This window comes from Pseudomonas sp. ZS1P83 (assembly GCF_054897825.1).
In genome coordinates this window covers 318,228-342,286 of the sequence record NZ_CM142706.1, presented here as the reverse complement: position 1 = coordinate 342,286, position 24,059 = coordinate 318,228, and the positions used below count along the sequence as shown (strand labels likewise).

Genomic DNA, 24,059 nt, shown 5'->3' with positions numbered 1-24,059 from the left:
TAGCCATACCCGAATCGACAACGCCCATGAACGCCCCCCGCACACCAAGACCTGCGCGCAAGAAGCCTGACACCGGCACCCCGGCCAAAGCCGTGGAGCCTCGTGAGAAGGCCAGCCTGCATCCGCGCAACCGCCATCAGGGTCGTTACGACTTCCCGGCGCTGATCAAAACCACGCCGGAACTGGCGAAGTTCGTGATCATCAACCCGTACGGCAAGGAAAGCATCGACTTTGCCAGCCCGGACGCGGTCCGTGTGTTCAACCGGGCGTTGCTCAAGTCGTTTTATGGCGTCGCCCACTGGGACATCCCGGCCGATTACCTCTGCCCCCCGGTTCCGGGCCGTGCCGATTACGTGCACTTCCTGGCCGACCTGCTGGCCAGCGTCAACGACGGCGAGATCCCTCGCGGCGCGCCGGTCAAGGTGCTCGATATCGGCATGGGCGCCAACTGCGTCTATCCGTTGATCGGCTACAGCGATTACCGCTGGCACTTCCTCGGTTCGGAAATCGACCCGACAGCCGTGGCCGCCGCTAAAGCCATCGTGCAGTCCAACGGGCTGAACAAGGCCATCCAGTTGCGCCTGCAAAGCAATCCCAAGCACATTCTGCTGGGCCTGCTTGAGCCTGGCGAACGTTTTGACCTGACCATGTGCAACCCGCCGTTCCACGCTTCGATGGATGAGGCGACCAAGGGCAGCGAGCGTAAATGGCGCGCCTTGGGGCGCGCCGACCCGAAACGCAAACTGCCTGTGTTGAACTTTGGCGGTCAATCGGCCGAACTGTGGTGTGAAGGTGGCGAAGCACGGTTTGTGACGCAACTGATCGCAGAGAGCGCGCACTTTCAACACAAAGTACTGTGGTTCAGCACGCTGGTTTCGAAGGCCTCCAACCTGCCGTCGATCCAGACCGCACTGAAAAAGGCGGGCGTATTGGAAAGCCAGGTCGTGGAAATGTCTCAAGGGCAGAAGCAAAGCCGTTTTGTCGCCTGGACCTTCCAGACTAAATCCGAACAACAAACCTGGCGCGAACGCTGGGCTCGCAAAAGCTGAGTAGCGACTGAAACAGCGATTGGCCCCTGGTCAGTCGCTGAATCGCAGACGCAAAAAAACCGTGCCCGGATTGCTCCGGAGCACGGTTTTTTTTACTGCGTCTTACTTGTTAACAGCGTCGGTCAGGCCTTTGGCCACAACCAGCTTGATAACTTTCTTGGCAGCGATTTCGATGGCAGCGCCAGTCGAAGGGTTGCGGCCAGTACGGGCAGGACGTTCAGTCACTTTCAGTTTGCCGATACCTGGCAGAGTGATTTCGCCGCCGTTTTCCAGCTGATCGGCAACGATTTGGCCCAGTTGGTCCAAAGCGTTACGCGCGGTGGTTTTTGGCGCGTCGATAGCTTCAGCGATGTCGGCGATCAGTTGGTCTTTAGTAAGAGCCATGTAGTGTTCCTTCCCTATCAAATTCATATGGATTGCAGAGTGCAGTGTCAGCCATCGAGCCCGATCTTCTGGATCTGGCACCCTCGGCCAATAACCACGGGATCGGGGTTATAGATACCGAAATCTGGGTTTGGTTCGACCTGACAAATGCTGAATGCACGCTTAACGCAGTGACTTCGCGTAAGACCGGGCAAAACTAGCACAGAGACGGGGAAATATCCGCCTCTAGCTACCCATTTGGTCAGCTTTATTGCTCTTAAACTGTAAAAAACAGCATAAGCGCCATCGGACACCCGCGAATCGCCCTTCGTGCCGCGCCAAAACCAGTGGTTGCGGTACACTGAGCGCTTTTTCGGGGAGCATGCCCTCCTCTCTTCAATCAGCCGAGAAGCCCATGCCGATCCGTCATTGCATCGTCCACCTGATCGACAAAAAACCCGACGGCACACCTGCAGTTCTCCATGCTCGCAACGAAGAACTGCCCGAGTCGAGCGCCATCGAGTACATGCTTGCCGACCTCAATGAAAGCTACAACGCCAAACAAGGCAAGGCCTGGGGTTTGTTCCATGCCGAGTCCGGGGCGCATCCGTTCAGCGGCTGGCTGAAGGAATACCTCGATGGCGGCAAGGATTTCACCGCGTTTAGCCGTGTGGCGGTAGAGCATCTGCAAAAGCTGATGGAAGAGTCGAACCTCTCGGTGGGCGGTCACGTGCTGTTTGCGCATTATCAGCAAGGCATGACCGACTACCTGGCGATCGCCCTGCTGCACCACAGTGAAGGCGTTGCAGTGACCGAGCAGCTGGACGTGACCCCGTCCCGGCATCTGGATTTGGGCCAACTGCATCTGGCGGCGCGGATCAACATCTCCGAATGGCAGAACAACAAGCAGTCCAAGCAGTACATTTCGTTCATCAAAGGCAAGAACGGTAAAAAGGTTTCGGAGTATTTCCGCGACTTCATCGGCTGCCAGGAAGGCGTCGACGGCCCGGGCGAAACCCGCACCTTGCTCAAGGCTTTCAGCGACTTCGTCGAAAGCGAAGACCTGCCGGAAGAATCCGCCCGCGAGAAAACCAAGACCCTGGTGGATTACGCCAGCAGCCAGGCAAAAATGGGCGAGCCCATGGGCCTGGAAGAACTCTCGGAGTTGATCGACGAAGAGCGCCCGAAGGCCTTCTACGATCACATCCGCAACAAGGACTACGGCCTGTCGCCGGAAATCCCGGCAGATAAACGTACCCTCAATCAGTTCCGCCGCTTCACCGGTCGCGCCGAAGGCCTGTCGATCAGCTTCGAAGCGCACCTGTTGGGCTCGAAGATCGAATATGACGAAGAAGCCGGCACACTGATCATCAAAGGCCTGCCGACCCAACTCACCGATCAGCTCAAGCGACGTAACTGATGCTCGGCGGCGTGCTGAAAAAAATCCTGCTGATCTTGCTGGTGGTCGTGGTTTATCAGAACTGGGGCAAGATCGAGCGGGTGTTCCATCCGGCGCAGGTGGTGTCCGAGCAGACTCAGGCCAAGGCCAATGTCGCGCTCTACGCCACCGAATGGTGCGGATACTGCAAATTGACCCGGCGCTTTCTCGACCAGAAAGGCATTCCGTACAAGGAATTCGATATCGAGAAGGATGCCGAGGCGCGCAAGGCCTATGAGGCGCTGGGTGGCGGCGGGATTCCGATCATCGATGTGAACGGGACGTTGATTCGCGGGTATGACCCGGATGCGATTCTCGCGGCCCTGAAGTAAATACAAATCCCTGTAGGAGCGAGGCTTGCCCGCGAAGGACGATAACGCGGTGTCTCTGTTAAACCGCGTTATCGTCCTTCGCGGGCAAGCCTCGCTCCTACAGAGATCAGCGTTTTTCGATGCGAAACCCGAATCGCGGAAAGTGCACATGCACCACGCCGGCGCGTTCGTCTTCACGACGCAGAATCAATTCTTCTCGCCCTGCAAACAACAACTCTCCAGCCACCGGATCAACGCCGTAGTCCGTGGCGGCAATGACCACCTGCTGGCCAACCTCAAAACCGTTCGGTTCTTCGAATTGCTCATCCGGCAATGCGGCCGGTGTCGAATTACGCGCAACCTCCAGCGCTTCCTCGGCCGTCATGTCGCTGAACGCGCCATGACCGAAGCCCATCACACGACCAAACCAGGCCGAAACCGCCGGATAAGCATCGACCAGCGGTGACGTCACCGGCGTGGCTTTGAGGAACCACAGCGGATGGGCCAGGGCAAAATCGGCAATCGACGGCTCGCCGAACAAGAAGTCGCCCGGCTCGCGCTGAAGCTGTTGCTCCAGACGTCCCATGATCGTCGGCCATTGATGCTTGGCCTGGTCTGCGGACAAACGTGTAGCGCTGCCTCCACTGAACAGCCCGGCACGATCGGCCATGAATGCCTTGATCGCCTCTGGCGGTAATGCGCCAAAGCGCACGGCCACCGATTCCGGCTGAAACACCAGGCTCACCGCATGCTGAAACACCACAGAATCCGCCCACGCGGCGAACGTCGCGGCGATCATTTCCTGACCTTCCGGGAAGAACGCCGGCAAGGCTTTTTCCTGTTCCAGACGGCGGGCGATCAGCGACGTGTCGCAATAGATATCTGCGCCAATCTGCAACACCGGTGTCTTGCGGTAGCCGCCGGTCAGCGCGATCAGATCGGGTTTAGGCATCACCGGCGAGACCTTCACCGAGCGCCAGGACAACCCCTTGAAACCCAGCAACAGGCGAGCCTTTTCGGCGAAAGGGGACGTCGGGTAGTGATGAAGAATCAATTCGGACATGCTCGGCTCCGCCGCACAGATAGGGAATCCGCAGCTTAGCGCGCAATTCGGGAGCAGCCTACAGATCTGCCTGATGGGAACTTATCAGTCAGGTTGATAAGCCTGCGGCAGCGCTTGCGGCCAGACATTCCTTGGCGCTTTTCTTGAGTTTTTTGATCAAGCGTTCCTGGCGCAGCGCTTCGCTTTTGTCGCGGCAGACTTCGGTGTAAACCAAGGCCACGGCTGGGCTGGAGAGGAAGAATCGCGCACCCTTGCCGCTCTGGTGAGTGGCGAATCGGCGCACGGGGTCGTCACTGATCCCGCAGTAGAGCGAACCATTGGCCGCGCGAACGAGGTAGACGAACCAGGGTTTGCTCACCGGTGTGTCGGCGTCGACGGAGATTTCGCTGAGGGTGTTCACGTGACGATCAAGGCTTGTAGGAAACAAGCCGCGATCTTATCAGCGACTGGCCTGGAATGCCTTCAGCCCCTTCAAGGCCTGTGCGCGAACGGCGTTTCTCACCGCTGGCGTCCAGCCCAACAGCAGCCCTTTGAAACCCAGTGCCTGTCGGGACCAGGTCCACATGTCGAAGCTGTCGTGATGCTCGCAGATCTTACCGTCGCGAAAAACGAAGCGTGCCTGAATATCGTTGACCACCGTGTTGCCGGTCTGGCTGAACAGGTAGGTCGCCACCCAATGGGCACCGCCCGTGCGCTCATCGCTGCGCACGTTATCGAACGTCAGGGAAAAGTCCTTGGCCCGGGGGGTGAGCATGCGCCACATGTCGCCGGCATCGCGGCCACGCAGCTCGCCGAACGCTGGATCACTGAACACCACGTCATCGGTATAGCAGGCGCTCATGGCCTCGGCATCCAGCCGCTGGAAGGCTTGGTAGAACTGGGTGATCAATGCGCTGTGGGCATCACTCATGGGCAGGCTCCCTGATGTGCAAATAGATGTGCAAAGCTTCGAAAGATTGCCTGCACGATAGTCAACAAACGCGTGGAACACTATCGGCATTCGTGGGCCGAATACCGACAGTGTGCGGGTGTCAGACCTTTTCGCTTTCGACCTGGACGTACAGCGAACGTCCGGCACCGAGGCCGGCGATGATCGCCCCGAGTCCAATGATGCCGAAGATCCAGCCCAGGGCGTTCCAGCCGCCGGTCCAGTCATGCACGATACCGACCGCGAACGGCCCCATCGACGCCAGGGTGTAACCAAAGCCCTGGGCCATGCTCGACAGGTTCGCCGCGACATGCGCGTCCCGCGAGCGCAGCACGATCAGCGTCAGCGCCAGGCTGAACGTACCGCCCTGCCCCAGACCGAGCAGGATCGCCCAGCCCCACAAGCCTTCGATCGGTGCGTAGAGGCAACCGAATAAACCGCCAAGGGTCAGCAGCATGACGATAACGATCGCCAGACGCTGATCCTTGCCGCGGGTCGCCAGCCACGGCGCGGCCAGTGAGCTGGCCAACTGGATAAGGACAGAACCCGAGAGCACCAGGCCGGCCTGGGTTGGGGTCAGGCCGCGGCCAATCAGGATCGATGGCAACCAGCCGAACACGATGTAAGCCAGAGAAGATTGCAGGCCCATGTAGAGCGTCACTTGCCAGGCCAGCGGATCACGCAACAGACCGCGAACCCGATAGGCGACATTGTGCGCGCCGTGTTTCTGACCGACTTGTGGCAACCAGAAAATCGCCGCGACCAATGCCGGCAACACCCAGAAGCCGAGGCCCAGCGCCCAGCTCTTGTCGAAATGTTCGCTCAACGGCACGGTCGCGCCCGCCGCCATCGCCGCGCCCAGGCACAGGGCCATGGTGTAGACGCCGGTCATGGTCCCGGCATGTTTCGCGAAGTCGCGTTTAACGATGCCTGGCAGCAACACGCCGATCACACCAATGCTGGCGCCGGCCAACACGCTCCCGGCAAACAGACCGATTGTGCCGAACGAACTGCGCAGGATGATCCCGCCGGCCAACATCAAAAGAATGCTCAGCACCACTCGCTCAGCGCCAAAACGTCGTGCCAGCACGGGTGCCAGCGGTGCAAACAAACCGAGGCACAGCACCGGCAACGTCGTCAGCAAACCGGCCTGGGCTGCCGACAAACCGAGGGTCTTCGAGACCTCGCTGAGCATCGGCGCCATGCTCGACAGCGCCGGGCGCAGGTTCAGCGCCACCAAAATCAGGCCCAGCAGCAACAGCCACGGGCGACGCAGGATCGGGTGGCTTTGCTGGACTTCTTCGTCATCGGCCTCGGCGTCGATCAGCAGTTCTTCGAGTTCTGCCGTGCGCTTGGCTTGGGGGATTGTGCTGTTGTTGACCTGCTGGCTGGGCATGGGGTTCTCGGTTTCAAGGTTCATTGATCAACTGCCTCGACAGGGCTTTGGCCCGTTCCGGGTCGCGTTGCTCGACGGCATCAAGCAGTGCGATATGAAGGTCGAACACCTCCTGGCGTCGGGGGCTGATATTCAGGGTCTCGCGCAGATGCGCGCCGACGATGCTGGAGAAATAGCGATACAACTCGCTAAGCGTCGGGTTGTGCGCGGCGTCCACCAGACGGCGGTGAAACACCAGATCGCAGGCTATATACGTGTCGAGATCGCCGTGATAGTGGCTGCCACTGACGCCCAACGCCTCGCGCAGCGCGACAAGGTCTTCGTCGGTACGCCGTAGTGCAGCCAGACCGATGGCCTCGACCTCCAGAATGTGCCGAGTCTCCCGGGCTTGCTCGTGGGAGCAGCGGGACAACGCCTTCAGGGTGTCGAGCGGATCGACCACCGCACGCAGGTAACTGCCGTCACCCTGACGGATTTCGATCAACCCGGAAAACGCCAACACGCGCATGGCTTCGCGCACGGTGTTACGGCTGATGCCCAACTCGGCGGACAGCTCAGGTTCGGTGGGTAAGCGCTGGCCGACCGTCCAGACACCTTGGGTGATGCGCAGGCGCAATTGGTCCAGGGCCTGATCGACCAGGGATCGCTTAACGAGTGGAGAAATGTCTGACATAGGATTCGCCCTTTCATCCAATCATAGGATGAATTTTCCGACATGTTATTCAGCTTCACGTAGGACGGCAACCGCCTACGGTCAGAGAGAGGGAAATGGAGCAGAATTTTCGATTAGTCAAAATTACCCTTTAAGGGTAATTTCAGGGATAGGGTTTCTGGTTTCTTATGGAAAAGAACACACCTCACTACGACTTGTCGATCATCAAGGCTGAGATCAGAAGGCAAGGAGCCAAAGCTTTTACTAAAACCGCAATAAAGTCTGCAATATGGATGGGATTGAACCTGCAAGATATGGAATTCGCCATTTGCTCCTTGGAACGGCGAATGCTCTACAAGTCGATGACGTGCTACATCGATCACCGAAATTGGCAGGACGTTTACCACACAACATTTCATGACTTGGAGCTTTACATCAAAGTGACCTACTGCCCCAAAGGCGGGCCTCCGGTGATCTCTTTCAAGGAGAGAAATTTATGAATACGCGACAATGCATGAGCTGCGGCGCTCATGACGCAATGCAACATTTCCAAGGTCGCAGTCTCAGTGTCGCCTATAAGAACGTCTCACGATGGGTGCACGACATTGCCGGCTGGGAGTGCAGCAACTGCGATGAGATCATTTTTGACAATGACACCGACAGCGCCGAGCGCTACTGCGACGCAGGCGATAAATTGCTCGAAGATTGCTTTCAGATCATGGGCACGGAGATGAAACGCATCCGCCGTAAACTGCACCTCACGCAGAAGGAAGCGGTGAAGCTACTTTCCGGCGCCGGGCACAATGCGTTTTCGCGATACGAGCGCGGTGAACTTCAACCTCCTCAAGCTTTGTTCACGTTGATGCGCCTGCTGGATCGTCATCCCCACCTGCTGGCTGAAATACAAGCGATGAACGAAGGCACTGACTTGAGGCGGTTGCTGGCCGCACGCTTTCCGGAACAGGAAACAGTGCTGGCGTCCTGATCCCAAACATTTGGAAAAAATAAACCCGGATCTAGTCCGGGTTTATTTCAACGCCTGCGCAGGATCAATGCAGGATCTGGCTCAGGAACAATTTGGTGCGCTCATTCTGCGGATTATCGAAGAAGTCGTTCGGCGCGGCCTGTTCGACGATTTCGCCCTTGTCCATGAAGATCACGCGGTTAGCCACAGTGCGGGCGAAGCCCATTTCGTGGGTTACGCACAGCATGGTCATGCCGTCTTCAGCCAAGCCGATCATGGTGTCCAAAACCTCTTTCACCATCTCCGGGTCAAGTGCCGAGGTCGGTTCGTCGAACAGCATGATTTTCGGTTTCATGCACAAGGCGCGGGCAATCGCTACACGCTGTTGCTGACCACCGGACAGTTGCCCCGGGAATTTATGCGCCTGCTCCGGAATGCGGACGCGTTCCAGGTAATGCATGGCGATTTCTTCGGCCTGGCGCTTGGGTATCTTGCGCACCCACATCGGCGCCAGCGTGCAGTTCTGCAGGATGGTCAGGTGCGGGAAAAGGTTGAAGTGCTGGAACACCATGCCCACTTCACGGCGGACCGATTCGATCTGCTTGAGGTCGTTGGTCAGTTCCACGCCATCGACCACGATGCGGCCCTGCTGGTGTTCTTCCAGACGGTTGAGGCAACGAATGGTGGTGGATTTGCCGGAACCCGACGGGCCGCACAGGACGATACGCTCGCCCTGTTTAACGTTCAGGTTGATGTCTTTCAACACGTGGAACTGGCCGTACCACTTGTTCACGCCCTGCATCTGAATAATGCCTTCAGGGCTCACAGGCTGTTTGATCGCTTCACTCATAAATTACGCTCCTAACGCTTGTGGCCAGTGTCCAGCTTACGTTCCAAATGCATGGAGTAGCGGGACATACCAAAACAGAAAATCCAGAACACCAGGGCCGCGAACACATAGCCTTCGGTGGCCATGCCCAACCATTTCGGGTCGGCGGCGGCTTGTTTCACGCTGTTGAGCAAGTCGAACAGGCCGATGATGATCACCAGGCTTGTGTCCTTGAACAGCGCAATGAAGGTGTTGACGATGCCAGGGATCACCAGCTTCAGGGCTTGCGGCAGAATCACCAGGCCCATGCTGCGCCAGTAACCGAGGCCCATCGCTGCAGCCGCTTCGTACTGACCTTTGGGAATCGCTTGCAGACCACCACGCACCACTTCGGCGACGTAGGCCGACTGGAACAGGATCACACCGATCAGTGCCCGCAGCAGTTTGTCGAAGTTCATGCCTTCTGGCAGGAACAACGGCAGCATCACCGAGGACATGAACAGCACCGTGATCAACGGCACGCCGCGCCAGAATTCGATGAAGGTCACGCAGACCACCCGAATCGCCGGCATGTTCGAACGACGGCCCAGCGCCAGCACGATACCCAGCGGCAACGCACCGGCAATACCGACGGTGGCGATCACCAGGGTCAGCATCAGGCCGCCCCATTGGCTGGTCGCCACGGTCGTCAGACCGAAGAGGCCGCCATGCAACAGGAAGTAGGCAATGATCGGGTACAGCACCAGGAAGCTCAGGCCATACACCGCTTTACGGTGAAAGCGCGAGATAAACAACGGTGCCACACCGATGACCGCCAGCCACACGGTCAGATCGACGCGCCAGCGCAGGTCTGTCGGGTAGTAGCCGTACATGAACTGGCCGAAACGCTGTTGGATGAACACCCAGCAGGCGCCCTCCTTCGTGCAGTCGGCGCGGGTGGTGCCGACCCAGTTGGCATCGAGGATCGCCCAGCTCAGGATCGGCGGCACCACCAGGTAGATCAGGTAGAACGCGAACAGGGTCAGCAAGGTGTTGAGCCAGCTGGAGAACATGTTGGCGCGCATCCACGCCACGACACCGATGCTGCGGCTCGGGGGTGGCATGTCAGGTTTGAAAGTATGAGTCGTCATGCGCTTTTCCTTACCGCTCGATCAGCGCAATGCGCTTGTTGTACCAGTTCATCAGCAGGGAAATGCTGATACTGATCGCCAGGTACACGCTCATGGTGATGGCAATCACCTCGATCGCCTGCCCGGTCTGGTTCAGCACCGTACCGGCAAACAACGAGACCATCTCCGGATAACCGATACCGGCCGCCAACGAGGAGTTCTTCGCCAGGTTCAGGTATTGGCTGGTCAGCGGTGGAATGATCACGCGCAGGGCTTGCGGGATGATTACCTTGCGCAGCGTCGGACCGTTGCGCAAACCCAACGAGTGCGCCGCTTCGGTCTGGCCGTGGCTGACCGACTTGATGCCCGAACGCACGATCTCGGCGATGAACGCCGCGGTGTACACCGTCAGGGCCAGGGTCAGCGCCAGCAGTTCAGGGATCAGCACCCAGCCACCGACGAAGTTGAAGCCTTGCAGCTTGGGCATTTCCCAGTGCAGCGGCGCGCCGAAGATCAGCGCACACAGCGCCGGGATCACCAGCAACAGCGCCAGGCCGGTCCAGAACTTGCGGAACGGAACGCCGGTGGCTTCGAAGCGTTTGTTGGCCCAGCGGCACATCAGCACGATGGCGACGATGGCCACGACGACGCTGACAACAAACGGCCAGAAACCGTCCGCCGTCAACGCTGCGGGCATATTCAGGCCGCGGCTGCTGACGAAGAAGGTGTCGCCGAAGTTATGGCTGTTGCGTGGCCCTGGCATGGTCAGGAACACCGCGAAGTACCAGAACAGGATTTGCAGCAGCGGCGGAATGTTGCGGAAGACTTCCACATAAACAGTCGCCAGTTTGGCAATGATCCAGTTCTTCGACAGCCGTGACACACCGACGATAAACCCGAGGATCGTCGCCAGGATCACGCCGATGAAGGTCACCAGTAGCGTGTTGAGCAAGCCGATGACAAACACCCGGGCATAACTGTCCGATTCGGTGTAGTCGATAAGGTGTTGAGCGATGCCGAAACCGGCACTGCGCTCCAGAAAGCTGAAGCCGGAGGTAATGCCCCGGTGCTGAAGGTTGGTCTGCGTGTTATCGAACAGATACCAGCCCATCGAGACCACCGCAACAATGGTGATGATCTGAAATAGCCACGCACGCACTTTCGGATCGCTGAGGCTGAGCCTCTGCTTTGGTGCGCCGATTGAATTTTGCATGAAGTGCCCCGGATGTAATGGAACAGAACATCACCCGGCGGTTGGCCCACCGGGTGATAGAACCATCAGCGCACTGGTGGTGCGTATTGAATGCCGCCGTTGTTCCACAGAGCGTTCAGCCCACGGTCAATGGCCAGTGGAGTGCCCTTGCCGAGGTTTTTCTCGAACACTTCACCGTAGTTACCCACTTGCTTGACGATCTGCACGACCCAGTCTTTCTTCACTTTCAGGTCTTTGCCGTATTCACCGTCAGTGCCCAGCAGACGAGCAACGTCCGGGTTCTTGGTGGCTTTGGCTTCAGCTTCAACGTTTTTCTGGGTGATGCCCATTTCTTCAGCGTTGAGCATCGCGAACAGGGTCCACTTGACGATGCTGAACCACTCTTCGTCGCCTTTACGCACGACCGGGCCCAGAGGCTCCTTGGAGATGGTTTCCGGCAGAACGACGTAGTCGGTCGGGGTCGCCAGCTTGCTGCGTTGTGCGTAGAGCTGGGATTTGTCGGAGGTCAGCACGTCGCAACGGCCGGACTCCAGCGACTTGGCGCTTTCATCGGAGGTGTCGAAGGTGATCGGGGTGTATTTCAGACCGTTGCCGCGGAAGTAGTCGGAAACGTTCAGCTCGGTCGTGGTACCGGCTTGAATGCAGATGGTGGCGCCGTCGAGTTCTTTAGCGCTCTTCACACCCAGCTTGTTGTTCACCAGGAAGCCGATCCCGTCGTAGTACGTCACGCCGGCAAACACCAGACCCATGCCCGAATCGCGCGAGCTGGTCCAGGTGGTGTTACGCGACAGCACGTCGATTTCGCCGGACTGCAGCGCGGTGAAGCGCTCTTTGGCGTTCAACTGGCTGAATTTGACTTTGGTCGCGTCGCCGAAAACGGCAGCGGCCACAGCGCGGCAGACGTCAGCATCGATACCGATGATCTTGCCAGTGGAGTCCGGAACGGAGAAGCCCGGCAGACCGTCACTTACACCGCACTGTACGAAACCTTTCTTCTGCACTGCATCCAGGGTTGCACCCGCCTGAGCGAACCCACTGACACCGAGTACTGCGGCTGCAGTCACGATAGCCAGGGTGGATTTCAACATCTTCATTCAAACCTCCAGTTTTGCTCTTGTTGTGTCGGAGCTTGAGTCCAGTCGCACCCTTATGAGGCGTTGTTGACCCGTGTTGGCTTTTTTTGGGGTCAACCGACGTAAGACTTTCGCTATGAGTCTAGTAGGAGAAAATCCACATCATGGACAACTCACTTCTCACCAATCGGCCGAACGGGCTGTAGCCCTTTCACGTTCGCGAAGCCCGTAGCGGCCACTGGCGAACATCCATCACCGGATTCTTTGCTATCCCACCACGAACAATGGCCTGATAGTGTTACCGACAGGCGTGGGATTTTTCGTACAGGCTTTCCCATAGCAAAGCCCGTACCAGACCGCTCGCGGAAGCGATTCAGCGACAGGTCAATAGCAAAACTTGTAGCCTTGCGACACTTTCTTAACTGATCAACCAGGCACGCACTCAGATCTCGCACTGAATGAGCGCGTGCGCACATAGATGGAGCACCCATGACCGAGCCCTTGATTCTTCAACCCGTCAAGCCCGCAGACGCCTGCGTTATCTGGCTGCACGGCCTGGGCGCCGACCGCTACGACTTCCTGCCGGTGGCCGAAGCGCTGCAGGAAACCCTGCTGACCACCCGCTTCGTTCTTCCTCAGGCACCGACCTGCGCCGTGACCATCAATGGTGGTTACGAGATGCCGAGCTGGTACGACATATTGGCCATGAGCCCCGCACGCGCGATCAACCGCGAGCAGCTGGAAGAGTCGGCGGACAGGATCATTCAACTGATCGAAGTGCAGCGCGCCATCGGAATAGACGCCTCGCGAATATTTCTGGCAGGTTTTTCCCAAGGTGGCGCGGTGGCGTTACACACCGCGTTTCTGAAATGGCAGGGGCCGCTGGGTGGCGTACTTGCCCTCTCGACTTATGCACCGACATTCAGTGACGAACTGGAGCTTTCGGCCAGCCAGCAGCGCATTCCGGTATTGAGCCTGCATGGCCAGTACGATGACGTTGTGCAAAACGCCATGGGTCGTAGCGCTTATGAGCATTTGAAGGTGCGTGGTGTCACCGTGACATGGCAGGAATACCCAATGGGTCACGAAGTGTTACCCGAGGAAATTCGCGACATCGGTGCCTGGCTTGCCGAGCGTTTGCGTTAACGGTTGAGTGAAAAACAGCCCATTGATCCCTCCCACTACGCCGCGCCCGATTCTTGCATTACACTGGCCGGCACTTAACCAATTGATGAGATGACCGTGCTCAAAGCACTCAAGAAAATGTTCGGTAAAAGCGAGACTGAGCAGCTCGCGCCAGTCTCCAGCGCTCCGTCTCACCATCCCAGCCACCGCACCGACGGTAATCAGTCTGGCCGGACCGCAACCGTAGCGGTACCGAAGCACGAGCCGATGGCCACACCGGCCGTCCAACCCGCTGAGACTCAAGCCTCCGAAGAACCGAGCAGCGAAGCTGCGAAACCTGCCAAACCGCGTCGCGAACCGAAGCCAAAAGCGCCGGTTATCCCCTGGAAACTCGAAGACTTCGCCGTCGAACCCCAGGAAGGCAAAACCCGTTTCCACGATTTCAAACTCGCCCCTGAACTGATGCACGCCATCCAGGACCTGGGCTTCCCGTATTGCACGCCGATTCAGGCACAGGTGCTTGGCTTCACTCTGGCGGGCAAAGACGCCATCGGTCGTGCCCAGACCGGCACCGGCAAAACCGCTGCATTCCTGATTTCGATCATCACCCAACTGCTGCAAACCCCACCGCCGAAAGAGCGATACATGGGCGAGCCGCGGGCGCTGATCATTGCTCCGACCCGTGAACTGGTGGTGCAGATCGCCAAGGACGCGGCCGACCTGACCAAATACACCGGCCTCAACGTCATGACGTTTGTCGGCGGTATGGACTTCGACAAACAGCTCAAGCACCTCGAAGCCCGTCATTGCGACATCCTCGTCGCCACCCCGGGCCGTCTGCTGGACTTCAACCAGCGCGGCGACGTGCACCTGGACATGGTCGAAGTCATGGTCCTGGACGAAGCCGACCGGATGCTCGACATGGGTTTCATCCCGCAAGTGCGTCAGATCATTCGCCAGACTCCGCCGAAGGACGAGCGTCAGACGCTGCTGTTTTCTGCGACCTTCACCGAAGACGTGATGAACCTGGCCAAGCAATGGACCACCGACCCGTCGATCGTCGAGATCGAGTCGCAGAACGTGGCCAGCGAAAACGTCGAGCAGCACATTTACGCCGTGGCCGGCGCCGACAAATACAAACTGCTCTACAACCTGGTCAACGACAACGGTTGGGAGCGGGTGATGGTGTTTGCCAACCGCAAGGACGAAGTGCGGCGCATCGAAGAACGCCTGGTACGGGATGGCGTCAATGCCGCGCAACTGTCCGGCGATGTGCCGCAGCACAAGCGCATCAAGACCCTGGAAGGTTTCCGCGAAGGCAAGATCCGCGTACTGGTCGCCACCGATGTGGCCGGTCGCGGCATCCACATCGACGGCATTAGCCACGTGATCAACTTCACCCTGCCGGAAGTCCCTGACGACTACGTGCACCGCATTGGCCGCACCGGTCGTGCTGGCGCCGATGGCGTGTCCATCAGTTTTGCCGGTGAAGACGACTCCTACCAGCTACCGTCCATCGAGGCGCTGCTGGGTCGCAAGATCAGCTGTGAGACGCCACCGACGCATCTATTGCGGGCGGTTGAGCGCAAGCGCCCGTAACGCGGGTCGCACTAAAGAGGCGCAGCCGGAAACGGACTGCGCTTTTTTTTCGTCCGGCTTTTTTTCAACGGGAGCTTGCTCGCAAAAACTAAAAGTCCATAATGGACAAATTAGTTTACTTCCAGCCCCGGAGCCGACCATGTCCAGTACGCCTTACGTGATCACCCAACCTCAGGCCAGCGAGTTGCTGGCGCAGGTCGACGTGCCGCAGATCCTGCGCAAACTGTTCCGCGACCTGGCCACCGGGCAAGCCATGCAACCAGCGCAGCAACTGGTGGAGTTCCCACAGGGCGCTGGCGACTTCATCAACTACCTGGGCGTGTTGGCCGAAGACGGTGTTTACGGGGTCAAAACCTCGCCGTACATCGTGCGTGAACAAGGCCCGCTGGTGACCGCCTGGACATTGCTGATGTCGATGCAGACCGGCCAGCCGCTGTTGCTCTGTGATGCCGGCGAGCTGACTACGGCGCGCACCGCTGCAACCACGGCCGTGGCGGTCGACGCTCTCGCCCCGCTGAAAGCCCGGCGTCTGGCGATCATCGGCAGTGGCAAGGTCGCCCAGGCGCACCTGCACTACGTCAAAGGTCTGCGTGACTGGCAAAGCATCAGCCTCTACTCGCCGGGCCTGAGCGACAAGAATCCCGAAGTATTGGCGCAGCTCAAAAGCCTCGATCCACGCCTGACCATCGTCGACAGTCGTGAAGCGGCCATTCAGGACGCTGACGTGATCATGCTCTGCACCTCGTCCGCAGGGCCGGTGATCGACCCTTCTAGCTTGAGCAAACCGGCGCTGATCACCTCAATCAGCACCAACGCACCGCGGGCCCATGAAGTACCGCCGCAGAGCCTCAATGACATGCAAGTGTTCTGCGACTATCGTCTGACCACCCCGGGCTCGGCCGGCGAGATGCTGATTGCCGGTGAACAGCATGGTTGGGACAAGAACGCGATCATCGGCGACCTGCCTGATCTGCTCAGCGAAAAAATCCAACGCCCCGACTACGACCGTCATGTGTTCTTCCGCTCCATCGGTCTGGGCCTGGAAGACATCGCACTGGCCAATGCCATCTACCAACTACAGCACTAACACCACGAACCCTTGTAGGAGCGAGGCTTGCCCGCGAAGGCGGTGTGTCAGTAAACATAAATTTCGACTGATACACCGCCTTCGCGGGCAAGTCGGATCGCCGCCCGCTCGCTCCTACAGAGGCCTCCACAATTTCGGCATTTACGCCCCATCAGGAGACGTTCATGAGCCAGGCAGATTTCATTATCATCGGCGGCGGGATTGCCGGCGCTTCCACCGGTTTCTGGCTGTCGCAGCATGCCCGCGTGATCGTGCTCGAGCGCGAGTCCCATCCGGCTTACCACTCCACCGGACGTTCGGCCGCGCTGTTCACCGCCGCATACGGTACGCCGCAAGTTCGGGCGCTGACCCAGGCCAGCCGTGATTTCTTCGACGCGCCGCCAGCCGGCTTCTGCGAACACCCGCTGCTGACCCCGCGTGGCGAGATGACCGTGGACTTCACCGGCGACCCGGCCGAACTGAACAATCAATACCTGAGCGCCAAAGCCACGGTGCCGCAGATGCAACTGCTCAGTGTTGACGAGGCCTGCTCGCGCTTGCCGATCCTGCGCCGGGAAAAAGTCCATGGCGCGATTTACGACCCGACCGCCAGCGACATCGACACCGATGCCCTGCACCAGGGTTACCTGCGCGGTATCCGACGCAACAAGGGCGAAGTTCTTACCGACAGTGAAGTCCTGAGCCTGACCCGTGATGCCGAGGGTGTATGGCAAGTACAAACCAACGGTCAGACCTTCAGCGCCCCGATCATCATCAACGCGGCAGGCGCCTGGGCCGACAAAATCGGTGAGCTGGCCGGTGCCAAACCACTGGGCCTGCAACCCAAGCGACGCGCAGCGTTCATCTTCGCCGGCCCCGAGGGCGTGGACATCCACCATTGGCCAATGCTGGTCAGCCTCGACGAATCCTTCTACATGAAGCCCGACGCGGGGATGTTCCTCGGCTCGCCAGCCAACGCCGACCCGGTAGAACCGCACGACGTGCAGCCCGAAGAGCTGGACATCGCGATGGGCATCTACCAGATCGAAGAAGCCACCACCCTGACCATCCGCCGTCCGACCCGTACTTGGGCCGGCTTGCGCAGCTTCGTGAGCGACGGTGATTTGCTGTCCGGTTTCGATCCGCAGGTGCCGGGGCTATTCTGGGTAGCGGCACAAGGCGGTTATGGCATCCAGACCTCGCCGGCCATGGGCCAGGCCAGCGCTGCACTGGTGCGCGGTGAAGCCATGCCCGAGCAACTGACTCGCTTCGGTCTGAACACCGAGATGCTCTCCCCCGCGCGGCTGGGCTGACGTTCAGACGTCAGGTGACGTGTCGACACGATTGCGGCAAACTTCCAGCGCCCCTTTTTGACGGGGCGCTGATGCTGCCTGGAGCTCCACTTTATGAACGCCCAAGAACAAGACCCGGCCCTTGATGACTCTGCATTGAAGCGCTCGCCGCTGGACAACTTCCGCGCGATCGCCGACGCCATCGCCACGTTGTTCTTTCCTCACGCCGAGGTGGTGCTGCACGATCTACGCACTCAGAAGGTCGACTACATCGCCAACAACCTGTCCAAACGGGAAATCGGTGGCGACTCGGCGCTGGAGGACATGCTCAGCGAAGAGATCAGCGAACGAAACATCGGGCCGTACGAAAAGCTCAATTGGGATGGTCAGAAGATTCGCAGCCTGAGCAGCGTGCTGCGCGACAGTGAAGGTCGTCCACTGGCGGTGCTGTGCATCAATCTGAATATTTCGCTGTTCGAAAATGCCAAGGCCGCCTTGGATCTGTTCCTGTCACCGAGCAAGTTGATTCCGCAACCCGATTCGCTGTTTCGCGATGACTGGCAGGAGCGGATCAACACCTTCCTCCATGCCTGGCTGCGCGAACGCCAGCTGAGCCTGAACCTGCTGACCCGCGACCATAAACGTGAACTGGTGCTGGCACTGCACGCCGAAGGTGCCTTCAAAGGTAAAAGCGCCTCCAACTATGTGGCGAACGTGCTGAACATGGGCCGGGCGACGGTGTACAAGCATTTGAAGGAATTGAAGGGTTGAAAGACTGACACGCACTCGTAGGAGCACGGCTTGCCGGCGAAGGCGTCCTCAAGATCGCCTTCGCCGGCAAGCCGTGCTCCTACAAGACAAGCGGTTATTCCAGCGCCGAAGCCGGCCCGAAGAATTCGTAACGGCTTTGCTTCTCCGGCACACCCAAGGCTTTGAGGTGGCGCTTGATCGCCGCCATGAAGCCTTTAGGCCCCAGGAAGTAAGCGTCCAGATCGCGCTGCTGCGGCAACCACTCGCCCAGTTGCTCCTGGCTCAACAGGCCAACCTTGTGCGCCGCTGGGCTCACGCCATCATCTTCGTCGTAGCAATAGAAGCGTTTGAGTTGCGGGTGACGCTCGGCCAAGCCATCGATCCAGTCGCGGAAGGCGTGAACGCTTCCGTTGCGTGCGCAGTGAATAAAGTGCACCGGCCGCTCGGTCGCCAGCGCCGCTTCGAGCATCGCCAGCGTCGGAGTGATCCCGACGCCGCCGCTGATCAGCACCAACGGTTTGTCGCTTTCGGTCAGGGTGAATTCGCCCGATGGCGGGAACAGCTGGATGCTGGAGCCTACATGCAGTTGATCGTGCAGATGGTTGGAGGCGCGGCCACCGGTTTCACGCTTGACGCTGATGCGGTACTGGCCCTGGTTCGCCAAGGCCGACAGCGAGTAGTTACGACGAATTTCTTCACCATCGAGGATCAGTTTCATGCCAATGTACTGGCCTGGCTCTGCCGCCAGAATCGGGCCTTTGTCAGCCGGTTCGAAGTAGAACGAGGTAATTTCCGCGCTTTCCTCGACCTTCGCCACCACGATGAATTCCCGCGCTCCACGCCAGCCGCCCGGAGCCTGCTCCTTTTGGTCGTAGATGCTGGTTTCGGCGCCTATCAGGATGTCGGCCAATTGACCGTAAGCAGCCCCCCAGGCGGCCATCACTTCGGGTGTGGCGATCTCGTCGCCCAGCACTTCGGAGATGGCTCGCAGCAGGCAGGAGCCGACAATCGGGTAGTGTTCCGGGAGAATTTGCAGGGCCACGTGCTTGTTGATGATCTTGGCCACCAGGTCGCCCAACTGGTCGAGTTGGTCGATGTGTCGCGCATACATCAAGACACCGTTTGCCAGGGCACGTGGCTGATCACCGCTGGCTTGGTGAGCCTGGTTGAACAGCGGGCGAACTTCCGGATACTCGGTGAGCATCATGCGGTAGAAATGAGTGATCAACGCTTCGCCACCGCTTTCCAGCAAGGGCACGGTGGATTTGACGATTGCACGGTCTTGAACGCTAAGCATAAGGCGACTCCTGGATCTACTTGGATTACTAACTGATTGCTCTATGCTTATCAGTTTCCGTGCCACAAATTAAAACGTTATAAATCAATAACTTGAATTCTTCATAGTCATATCGACACAGACTGTTTTATAGTCATACCGACTACATGGAGTCACTATGACTGCAAAATCTCTACTCACCGCCCTGCTGCCACTGGTCTCCGACCTGTCCCGCGAACTCCCCGAAGGCGAGCGCTATCGGCGTCTGCTCGAATCCATGCGCGCCCTGCTCCCCTGCGATGCCGCCGCCCTGCTGCGCCTTGATGGTGAATGGCTGGTGCCGCTGGCCGTCGACGGGTTGAGCACCGATACCCTCGGCAGACGCTTCAAAGTCAGCGAACACCCCCGTTTCGAAGCCTTGCTCAGCAGCGCCGGCCCGACTCGCTTCGCCGCCGACAGCGAATTGCCCGACCCTTACGACGGCCTGGTCGATGGCCTCGACGATCATCTGGAAGTCCATGACTGCATGGGTTGCCCGCTGTTTATCGACGAACGTCCGTGGGGTTTGCTGACCCTCGACGCACTCGATCCAGAGCGCTTCGAAGCAATCGAACTGGACGCCCTGGAAGCCTTCGCCAGCCTCGCCGCCGCCACGGTCAACGCCGCCGAGCGCATCGAACGCCTGGCCAATCGTGTCGAAGACGAACATCAGCGTGCCGAGGTTTACCGACAAGCCAGCGGTCAGCAAAACCGCGAGATGATTGGTCAAAGCAAGGCCCACAAACGGCTGGTGGAAGAAATCAATCTGGTGGGCGGCAGCGATCTTACCGTGTTGATCACCGGCGAAACCGGGGTCGGCAAGGAACTGGTAGCCCAAGCCATCCACGCCGCATCGCCCCGGGCCGACAAGCCGATCATCAGCCTCAACTGCGCCGCGCTGCCGGACACGCTGGTGGAGAGCGAGCTGTTCGGCCATGTCCGCGGTGCCTTCACCGGCGCAATGAACGATCGACGTGGCAAGTTCGAACTGGCCAATGGCGGCACGCTGTTTCTCGATGAAGTCGGTGAGCTGTCCCTGACCGTCCAGGCCAAATTGCTGCGAGTCCTGCAAAGCGGTCAATTGCAGCGGTTGGGTTCGGATAAAGAGCATCAGGTCGACGTACGACTGATCGCCGCGACCAACCGCGATCTGGCGGAGGAAGTGCGCAGCGGCCGCTACCGTGCCGACTTCTATCACCGCCTGAGCGTTTATCCGTTGCTGGTGCCAGCACTGCGTGATCGTGGGCGGGATGTGTTGTTGCTCAGCGGCTATTTCCTGGAGCAGAACCGCTCACGCATGGGCCTCAACAGCCTGCGCCTGAACAGCGACGCCCAGGCTGCATTGCTGGCGTATACATGGCCGGGAAATGTGCGGGAACTGGAGCACTTAATTGGCCGCAGTGCCTTGAAGGCGCTCGGTAACTGCAAGGGACGGCCGAAAATTCTCAGTTTGAGTGCGGCGGATCTGGATTTACCCACTGGCAGTGTTGAGCCTACAGCCGAGCCAGCCCCTATCAGCCCTGCAGCTTTGGTCTCGGGAGACTTGCGGGCGGCGACCGAGGATTATCAGCGTCGACTGATCAACGCCTGTCTGGAACGGCACCGTAACAATTGGGCAAGTGCGGCGCGTGAGCTAGGCTTGGATCGGGCGAATCTTGGGCGGATGGCGAAGCGGTTGGGGATGAAGGATTGATATTGTTGGTGGATCCGACCACCCACCCATAACTACCCTAAAGCCCACCCCGTTCAGGTCGATAACCCGGCATCGATAGCTGTTGGCGATCTTCGCGATCGCCCATCACCTTTTTCCACAGAAGGTTTTTATGTCTTCAAACAAAGCCCGCGCAGATTCACTTTCGCTTCTGCTGTTCACCTTGCGCAGCGGCAAGCTGATGGCGATCAACCTGCTGAAAGTCAGTGAAATCATTCCCTGCCCGCCGCTGACCAAGCTGCCGGAGTCGCATCCCCACGTCAAAGGCATCGCCACCCTGCGCGGTGCGTCGTTGTCGGTGATCGACCTCAGCCGTGCCATCGGTGAACGGCCGCTGGAAGACCCTAACGGTGGTTGCCTGATCGTCACCGATGTCAGCCGCTCCAAGCAGGGTTTGCACGTTCAAGCGGTGAGCAAGATCGTCCACTGCCTGACCACCGACATCCGTCCGCCGCCCTTTGGCTCTGGTGGCGTGCGTTCGTACATCACTGGCGTGACCTCGGTCGACGGCACGTTGGTACAGGTGCTGGACATCGAAAAAGTGATCCATGGCATCGCCCCGGCGCAGATCGAAACGGCCCCGACCGAACTGAGCATGGAAGACGCCGAAGTCCTCGGCAACGCGCGGATTCTGGTGGTCGATGACAGCCAGGTTGCGTTGCAGCAATCGGTTCACACCCTGCGCAACCTCGGCCTGCAATGCCACACCGCCCGCAGTGCCAAGGAAGCCATCGACTGCCTGCTGGACCTGCAAGGCACAGCCCAGCAGATCAACCTGATCGTCTCGGACATCGAAATGTCGGAAATGGACGGCTACGCCTTCACCCGCACTTTGCGTGAAACCCCGGATTTCTCGCACCTCTATGTGCTGCTGCACACCTCTTTGGACAGCGCGATGAACAGCGAAAAGGCCCGCCTTGCCGGCGCGAATGCGGTGCTGACCAAGTTCTCCTCCCCGGAATTGACCAAGTGCCTGATCGAAGCAGCCAAGGCTGTCGCTGAACAAGGTCATTGAGTCGTGGCCAAGGACTTCTGCTTTCTGATGCGGCGCAACCTCGCTGAAGTTGTGCCTGCAATCGTTTGGCCTCAGGGAATCGTCCTCAGCGAATACCGCCCCGATCTGGCAGAGGCCGTTCATCGTTTGATGGAACTAAGCTATCAGGAAGGAGGTGGTCGCGTACCGGCACTGGACGTCTGGCAACAGCGTTTTGAAACCGATCAGGAATACGACCCGACCCTGTGCTTCATCGCTCTGGATGCCGAAGGTATTGTGGGTGTTTGCCAGTGCTGGACAAGTGCCTACATCAAAAACCTGGTGGTGCATCCTCGAGCTCAGGGCCTCGGGCTCGGCCGCGCATTGCTGGCACAAGCTTTCAAAGTGTTTCAGGAGCGTCGCGAAGGTTTTGTCGATTTGAAGGTGCTTGAGGACAACCTTCGGGCGCAGCGTTTGTACGAAAGTGCAGGGATGCGGGTAGTCTGCCGGGAACCGGTTCCGGCCTGACAGACTCAGACCTAGGTCAACACCCTCCCACGGATGCCAGAATATGAAAGCCTCAACCCTGACCTTCCTCTGCCTCAGCGCCCTGACCACCCAGGCCCACGCCTCCAGCCCCGACGCCTGGGCCGCGTACGACAAAGCCGTGCTCGCCAGTTGCACCAAGGCCAGTGGCCTGAAGAATGCCAAACCTGTCGGCAACGCCGCGCAGTTTGATGATCGGGTTGGCTACACCGCACTTCTCTTGCAAGGCCAATACCCGCAAAAACACATGAAAGGCCAGCAAGGCACCGAGCTGTGCCTTTACAACAAGAAAAGCAAAACCGCTTACGTCACCGAGTGGGACTCCATCCGCCCAACCGCCATGGCGCAGTGACTGGCGCATAAATTGCTTCGATAGCTGCCTTTGCGGCGGCATTCTGTCGCCGTTTTATGCCCTTACAGGCGACTGGCCGCTCAATGAATACGACGTTTTCCTGCGTAGGTTGTGGCAAATGCTGTAACGACCACCACGTGCCCCTGACCCTGAGCGAAGCCCGGATGTGGGCGGCCGATGGCGGTCAGGTAATCGTGCTGGTGGAAGGTTTCCTGGGCAATGGCCTGGGCCTGCCCGTGCAACAACGCGAGCACGCCGAACGTCGTTCGGTGATGGTCCGAAGCGACGCATCCAAGGCGTACATCGCCATCACCTTTGCCGCCTACAACGTCGGTCCTTGTCGGAATCTTGACGAAGACAACCTCTGCCGCATCTACGAACGTCGACCGCTGGTGTGCCGCATCTACCCGATGGAAATCAATCCGCACATTCCCCTGAACACCGCGGTGAAAGAATGTCCGCCCGAATCGTGGGAAAAGGGACCGGATTTGATTGTGGGTGGTGAATTGGCGGATCAGGAACTGGTCGGATTAATCCAGCGCTCCCGTCAGGCTGATCGCGATGACGTTCGGACCAAGGATGCGATTTGCGCGTTGCTAGGAATTCGGACTACAGCGCTGAAGGGCGATGGCTTTACCGCTTATCTGCCGGATATGACCGCATTTGCGAGGGTCATTGATCAGGTTGCGGCGCAGCCGCTGGCTGAGTCACACGCTGATTGGTTGTTTCATGTGTCGGGTGAGGACATTGCCGGGCCAGTGCAGGCGGCTGGTGCGCACGTGACGACAGATACACCCGTGAACTATGCGTTTATTTCGTTGCGCGCGGCTTGATCCAGAAGGTGTATTGCCTTTGATGGCCCCTTCGCGAGCAAGCTCGGCTCCTACAGTGGATTTGCGTCGTACACAGATCAACTGTAGGAGCCGAGCTTGCTCGCGAAGA

General features: G+C 58.9%; 26 protein-coding genes. 15 read left to right on the top strand and 11 right to left on the bottom strand.

Annotated elements, in window-relative coordinates:
• Positions 1-26: 26 nt before the first annotated feature.
• On the top strand, positions 27-1,049 hold the full coding sequence (rlmF, locus tag ACYZT0_RS01690; RefSeq protein ID WP_462044366.1) for a 23S rRNA (adenine(1618)-N(6))-methyltransferase RlmF: 1,023 nt from the start codon (positions 27-29) through the stop codon (positions 1,047-1,049).
• 102 nt (positions 1,050-1,151) lie between these two features.
• On the opposite strand, the gene ACYZT0_RS01685 is transcribed toward rlmF, so the two are convergent.
• Positions 1,152-1,433 carry an HU family DNA-binding protein gene (locus ACYZT0_RS01685; RefSeq protein ID WP_007905514.1) on the bottom strand — a complete coding sequence of 94 codons (282 nt, stop codon included), beginning with the start codon at positions 1,431-1,433 and terminating at the stop codon, positions 1,152-1,154.
• Between the two features lie 394 nt (positions 1,434-1,827).
• Here ACYZT0_RS01685 and yejK point away from each other — a divergent pair, with 394 nt between their 5' ends.
• Both yejK and ACYZT0_RS01675 read left to right on the top strand, forming a co-directional pair.
• The gene (gene yejK, locus ACYZT0_RS01680) at positions 1,828-2,832 is read left to right on the top strand and encodes a nucleoid-associated protein YejK (protein WP_462044365.1); all 1,005 of its coding nucleotides are present in this window, start codon (positions 1,828-1,830) and stop codon (positions 2,830-2,832) included.
• Positions 2,832-3,182, top strand: coding sequence for a glutaredoxin family protein (locus tag ACYZT0_RS01675; RefSeq protein WP_462044364.1), 351 nt, complete (start codon positions 2,832-2,834; stop codon positions 3,180-3,182). The genes yejK and ACYZT0_RS01675 overlap by 1 nt, the downstream gene beginning before the upstream one ends.
• 106 nt (positions 3,183-3,288) lie before the next feature.
• Here the strand turns inward: ACYZT0_RS01675 and ACYZT0_RS01670 are convergent, their stop codons facing one another.
• From ACYZT0_RS01670 to ACYZT0_RS01650, 5 genes are all read right to left on the bottom strand, one after another.
• Positions 3,289-4,224, bottom strand: coding sequence for a glutathione S-transferase family protein (locus ACYZT0_RS01670; protein ID WP_462044363.1), 936 nt, complete (start codon positions 4,222-4,224; stop codon positions 3,289-3,291).
• A gap of 88 nt (positions 4,225-4,312) precedes the next feature.
• Complete coding sequence (locus ACYZT0_RS01665; RefSeq protein WP_462044362.1) at positions 4,313-4,624, bottom strand: GIY-YIG nuclease family protein; 312 nt, start codon at positions 4,622-4,624, stop codon at positions 4,313-4,315.
• A gap of 39 nt (positions 4,625-4,663) precedes the next feature.
• Positions 4,664-5,134: a nuclear transport factor 2 family protein gene (locus tag ACYZT0_RS01660; RefSeq protein ID WP_462044361.1), complete on the bottom strand. Its 471-nt coding sequence runs from the start codon at positions 5,132-5,134 to the stop codon at positions 4,664-4,666.
• Positions 5,135-5,255: 121 nt separating this feature from the next.
• Positions 5,256-6,572, bottom strand: a complete 1,317-nt coding sequence (locus ACYZT0_RS01655) for a CynX/NimT family MFS transporter (RefSeq protein WP_462044360.1) — start codon at positions 6,570-6,572, stop codon at positions 5,256-5,258.
• Positions 6,562-7,221 (bottom strand): FadR/GntR family transcriptional regulator, encoded by a 660-nt coding sequence (locus ACYZT0_RS01650; protein ID WP_462044359.1) that lies wholly within the window; start codon positions 7,219-7,221, stop codon positions 6,562-6,564. The genes ACYZT0_RS01655 and ACYZT0_RS01650 overlap by 11 nt, the downstream gene beginning before the upstream one ends.
• 167 nt (positions 7,222-7,388) lie before the next feature.
• On the opposite strand from ACYZT0_RS01650, the gene ACYZT0_RS01645 reads away from it, so the two are divergent.
• The gene (locus ACYZT0_RS01645; RefSeq protein ID WP_462044358.1) at positions 7,389-7,700 is read left to right on the top strand and encodes a type II toxin-antitoxin system MqsR family toxin; all 312 of its coding nucleotides are present in this window, start codon (positions 7,389-7,391) and stop codon (positions 7,698-7,700) included.
• Positions 7,697-8,185 (top strand): type II toxin-antitoxin system MqsA family antitoxin, encoded by a 489-nt coding sequence (locus ACYZT0_RS01640; RefSeq protein ID WP_462044357.1) that lies wholly within the window; start codon positions 7,697-7,699, stop codon positions 8,183-8,185. Before ACYZT0_RS01645 ends, ACYZT0_RS01640 begins: the two co-directional genes overlap by 4 nt.
• 64 nt (positions 8,186-8,249) lie before the next feature.
• Here the strand turns inward: ACYZT0_RS01640 and ACYZT0_RS01635 are convergent, their stop codons facing one another.
• The 4 genes from ACYZT0_RS01635 to ACYZT0_RS01620 all read right to left on the bottom strand — a co-directional run bounded on the left by ACYZT0_RS01635 (position 8,250) and on the right by ACYZT0_RS01620 (position 12,409).
• Complete coding sequence (locus ACYZT0_RS01635; protein WP_462044356.1) at positions 8,250-9,014, bottom strand: amino acid ABC transporter ATP-binding protein; 765 nt, start codon at positions 9,012-9,014, stop codon at positions 8,250-8,252.
• A gap of 11 nt (positions 9,015-9,025) precedes the next feature.
• Positions 9,026-10,123 carry an amino acid ABC transporter permease gene (locus ACYZT0_RS01630; protein WP_462044355.1) on the bottom strand — a complete coding sequence of 366 codons (1,098 nt, stop codon included), beginning with the start codon at positions 10,121-10,123 and terminating at the stop codon, positions 9,026-9,028.
• 10 nt (positions 10,124-10,133) lie between these two features.
• Entirely contained in the window at positions 10,134-11,315 is a 1,182-nt protein-coding gene (locus ACYZT0_RS01625) for an amino acid ABC transporter permease (protein ID WP_462044354.1), read from the bottom strand.
• 65 nt (positions 11,316-11,380) lie between these two features.
• Positions 11,381-12,409, bottom strand: a complete 1,029-nt coding sequence (locus ACYZT0_RS01620) for an amino acid ABC transporter substrate-binding protein (protein WP_033056430.1) — start codon at positions 12,407-12,409, stop codon at positions 11,381-11,383.
• Between the two features lie 468 nt (positions 12,410-12,877).
• Between ACYZT0_RS01620 and ACYZT0_RS01615 the strand changes: the two genes are divergently transcribed.
• From ACYZT0_RS01615 to ACYZT0_RS01595, 5 genes are all read left to right on the top strand, one after another.
• Positions 12,878-13,534, top strand: coding sequence for an alpha/beta hydrolase (locus tag ACYZT0_RS01615; RefSeq protein ID WP_462044353.1), 657 nt, complete (start codon positions 12,878-12,880; stop codon positions 13,532-13,534).
• Positions 13,535-13,624: 90 nt separating this feature from the next.
• Positions 13,625-15,112, top strand: coding sequence for an ATP-dependent RNA helicase RhlB (rhlB, locus tag ACYZT0_RS01610; RefSeq protein ID WP_462044352.1), 1,488 nt, complete (start codon positions 13,625-13,627; stop codon positions 15,110-15,112).
• A 139-nt stretch (positions 15,113-15,251) separates the two neighbouring features.
• Positions 15,252-16,199, top strand: coding sequence for an ornithine cyclodeaminase family protein (locus ACYZT0_RS01605; protein ID WP_462044351.1), 948 nt, complete (start codon positions 15,252-15,254; stop codon positions 16,197-16,199).
• A 164-nt stretch (positions 16,200-16,363) separates the two neighbouring features.
• Positions 16,364-17,491, top strand: coding sequence for an NAD(P)/FAD-dependent oxidoreductase (locus ACYZT0_RS01600; protein ID WP_462044350.1), 1,128 nt, complete (start codon positions 16,364-16,366; stop codon positions 17,489-17,491).
• Positions 17,492-17,584: 93 nt separating this feature from the next.
• Positions 17,585-18,241, top strand: a complete 657-nt coding sequence (locus ACYZT0_RS01595) for a helix-turn-helix transcriptional regulator (protein ID WP_462044349.1) — start codon at positions 17,585-17,587, stop codon at positions 18,239-18,241.
• A 94-nt stretch (positions 18,242-18,335) separates the two neighbouring features.
• Here the strand turns inward: ACYZT0_RS01595 and hmpA are convergent, their stop codons facing one another.
• A complete protein-coding gene (gene hmpA, locus ACYZT0_RS01590) occupies positions 18,336-19,517 on the bottom strand; it encodes an NO-inducible flavohemoprotein (protein ID WP_462044348.1) in 1,182 nt (393 codons plus the stop codon).
• Between the two features lie 157 nt (positions 19,518-19,674).
• On the opposite strand from hmpA, the gene norR reads away from it, so the two are divergent.
• From norR to ACYZT0_RS01565, 5 genes are all read left to right on the top strand, one after another.
• Positions 19,675-21,228, top strand: a complete 1,554-nt coding sequence (gene norR / locus ACYZT0_RS01585) for a nitric oxide reductase transcriptional regulator NorR (protein WP_462044347.1) — start codon at positions 19,675-19,677, stop codon at positions 21,226-21,228.
• 130 nt (positions 21,229-21,358) lie between these two features.
• Positions 21,359-22,261: a chemotaxis protein CheV gene (locus tag ACYZT0_RS01580; RefSeq protein WP_008147551.1), complete on the top strand. Its 903-nt coding sequence runs from the start codon at positions 21,359-21,361 to the stop codon at positions 22,259-22,261.
• Between the two features lie 27 nt (positions 22,262-22,288).
• A complete protein-coding gene (locus ACYZT0_RS01575; RefSeq protein WP_462044346.1) occupies positions 22,289-22,747 on the top strand; it encodes a GNAT family N-acetyltransferase in 459 nt (152 codons plus the stop codon).
• A 43-nt stretch (positions 22,748-22,790) separates the two neighbouring features.
• On the top strand, positions 22,791-23,117 hold the full coding sequence (locus ACYZT0_RS01570) for a hypothetical protein (protein ID WP_462044345.1): 327 nt from the start codon (positions 22,791-22,793) through the stop codon (positions 23,115-23,117).
• Between the two features lie 83 nt (positions 23,118-23,200).
• Positions 23,201-23,950: a YkgJ family cysteine cluster protein gene (locus tag ACYZT0_RS01565; protein ID WP_462044344.1), complete on the top strand. Its 750-nt coding sequence runs from the start codon at positions 23,201-23,203 to the stop codon at positions 23,948-23,950.
• The last annotated feature ends 109 nt before the right edge of the window (positions 23,951-24,059 follow it).

Excerpts from the sequence above, each read along its gene's own strand:
- rlmF (WP_462044366.1), top strand. The coding sequence starts at position 27 with ATGAACGCCCCCCGCACACCAAGACCTGCGCGCAAGAAGCCTGACACC.
- ACYZT0_RS01685 (WP_007905514.1), bottom strand. The coding sequence starts at position 1,433 with ATGGCTCTTACTAAAGACCAACTGATCGCCGACATCGCTGAAGCTATC.
- yejK (WP_462044365.1), top strand. The coding sequence starts at position 1,828 with ATGCCGATCCGTCATTGCATCGTCCACCTGATCGACAAAAAACCCGAC.
- ACYZT0_RS01675 (WP_462044364.1), top strand. The coding sequence starts at position 2,832 with ATGCTCGGCGGCGTGCTGAAAAAAATCCTGCTGATCTTGCTGGTGGTC.
- ACYZT0_RS01670 (WP_462044363.1), bottom strand. The coding sequence starts at position 4,224 with ATGTCCGAATTGATTCTTCATCACTACCCGACGTCCCCTTTCGCCGAA.
- ACYZT0_RS01660 (WP_462044361.1), bottom strand. The coding sequence starts at position 5,134 with ATGAGTGATGCCCACAGCGCATTGATCACCCAGTTCTACCAAGCCTTC.
- ACYZT0_RS01655 (WP_462044360.1), bottom strand. The coding sequence starts at position 6,572 with ATGAACCTTGAAACCGAGAACCCCATGCCCAGCCAGCAGGTCAACAAC.
- ACYZT0_RS01650 (WP_462044359.1), bottom strand. The coding sequence starts at position 7,221 with ATGTCAGACATTTCTCCACTCGTTAAGCGATCCCTGGTCGATCAGGCC.
- ACYZT0_RS01645 (WP_462044358.1), top strand. The coding sequence starts at position 7,389 with ATGGAAAAGAACACACCTCACTACGACTTGTCGATCATCAAGGCTGAG.
- ACYZT0_RS01640 (WP_462044357.1), top strand. The coding sequence starts at position 7,697 with ATGAATACGCGACAATGCATGAGCTGCGGCGCTCATGACGCAATGCAA.
- ACYZT0_RS01635 (WP_462044356.1), bottom strand. The coding sequence starts at position 9,014 with ATGAGTGAAGCGATCAAACAGCCTGTGAGCCCTGAAGGCATTATTCAG.
- ACYZT0_RS01630 (WP_462044355.1), bottom strand. The coding sequence starts at position 10,123 with ATGACGACTCATACTTTCAAACCTGACATGCCACCCCCGAGCCGCAGC.
- ACYZT0_RS01625 (WP_462044354.1), bottom strand. The coding sequence starts at position 11,315 with ATGCAAAATTCAATCGGCGCACCAAAGCAGAGGCTCAGCCTCAGCGAT.
- ACYZT0_RS01620 (WP_033056430.1), bottom strand. The coding sequence starts at position 12,409 with ATGAAGATGTTGAAATCCACCCTGGCTATCGTGACTGCAGCCGCAGTA.
- ACYZT0_RS01615 (WP_462044353.1), top strand. The coding sequence starts at position 12,878 with ATGACCGAGCCCTTGATTCTTCAACCCGTCAAGCCCGCAGACGCCTGC.
- rhlB (WP_462044352.1), top strand. The coding sequence starts at position 13,625 with ATGACCGTGCTCAAAGCACTCAAGAAAATGTTCGGTAAAAGCGAGACT.
- ACYZT0_RS01605 (WP_462044351.1), top strand. The coding sequence starts at position 15,252 with ATGTCCAGTACGCCTTACGTGATCACCCAACCTCAGGCCAGCGAGTTG.
- ACYZT0_RS01600 (WP_462044350.1), top strand. The coding sequence starts at position 16,364 with ATGAGCCAGGCAGATTTCATTATCATCGGCGGCGGGATTGCCGGCGCT.
- ACYZT0_RS01595 (WP_462044349.1), top strand. The coding sequence starts at position 17,585 with ATGAACGCCCAAGAACAAGACCCGGCCCTTGATGACTCTGCATTGAAG.
- hmpA (WP_462044348.1), bottom strand. The coding sequence starts at position 19,517 with ATGCTTAGCGTTCAAGACCGTGCAATCGTCAAATCCACCGTGCCCTTG.
- norR (WP_462044347.1), top strand. The coding sequence starts at position 19,675 with ATGACTGCAAAATCTCTACTCACCGCCCTGCTGCCACTGGTCTCCGAC.
- ACYZT0_RS01580 (WP_008147551.1), top strand. The coding sequence starts at position 21,359 with ATGTCTTCAAACAAAGCCCGCGCAGATTCACTTTCGCTTCTGCTGTTC.
- ACYZT0_RS01575 (WP_462044346.1), top strand. The coding sequence starts at position 22,289 with ATGCGGCGCAACCTCGCTGAAGTTGTGCCTGCAATCGTTTGGCCTCAG.
- ACYZT0_RS01570 (WP_462044345.1), top strand. The coding sequence starts at position 22,791 with ATGAAAGCCTCAACCCTGACCTTCCTCTGCCTCAGCGCCCTGACCACC.
- ACYZT0_RS01565 (WP_462044344.1), top strand. The coding sequence starts at position 23,201 with ATGAATACGACGTTTTCCTGCGTAGGTTGTGGCAAATGCTGTAACGAC.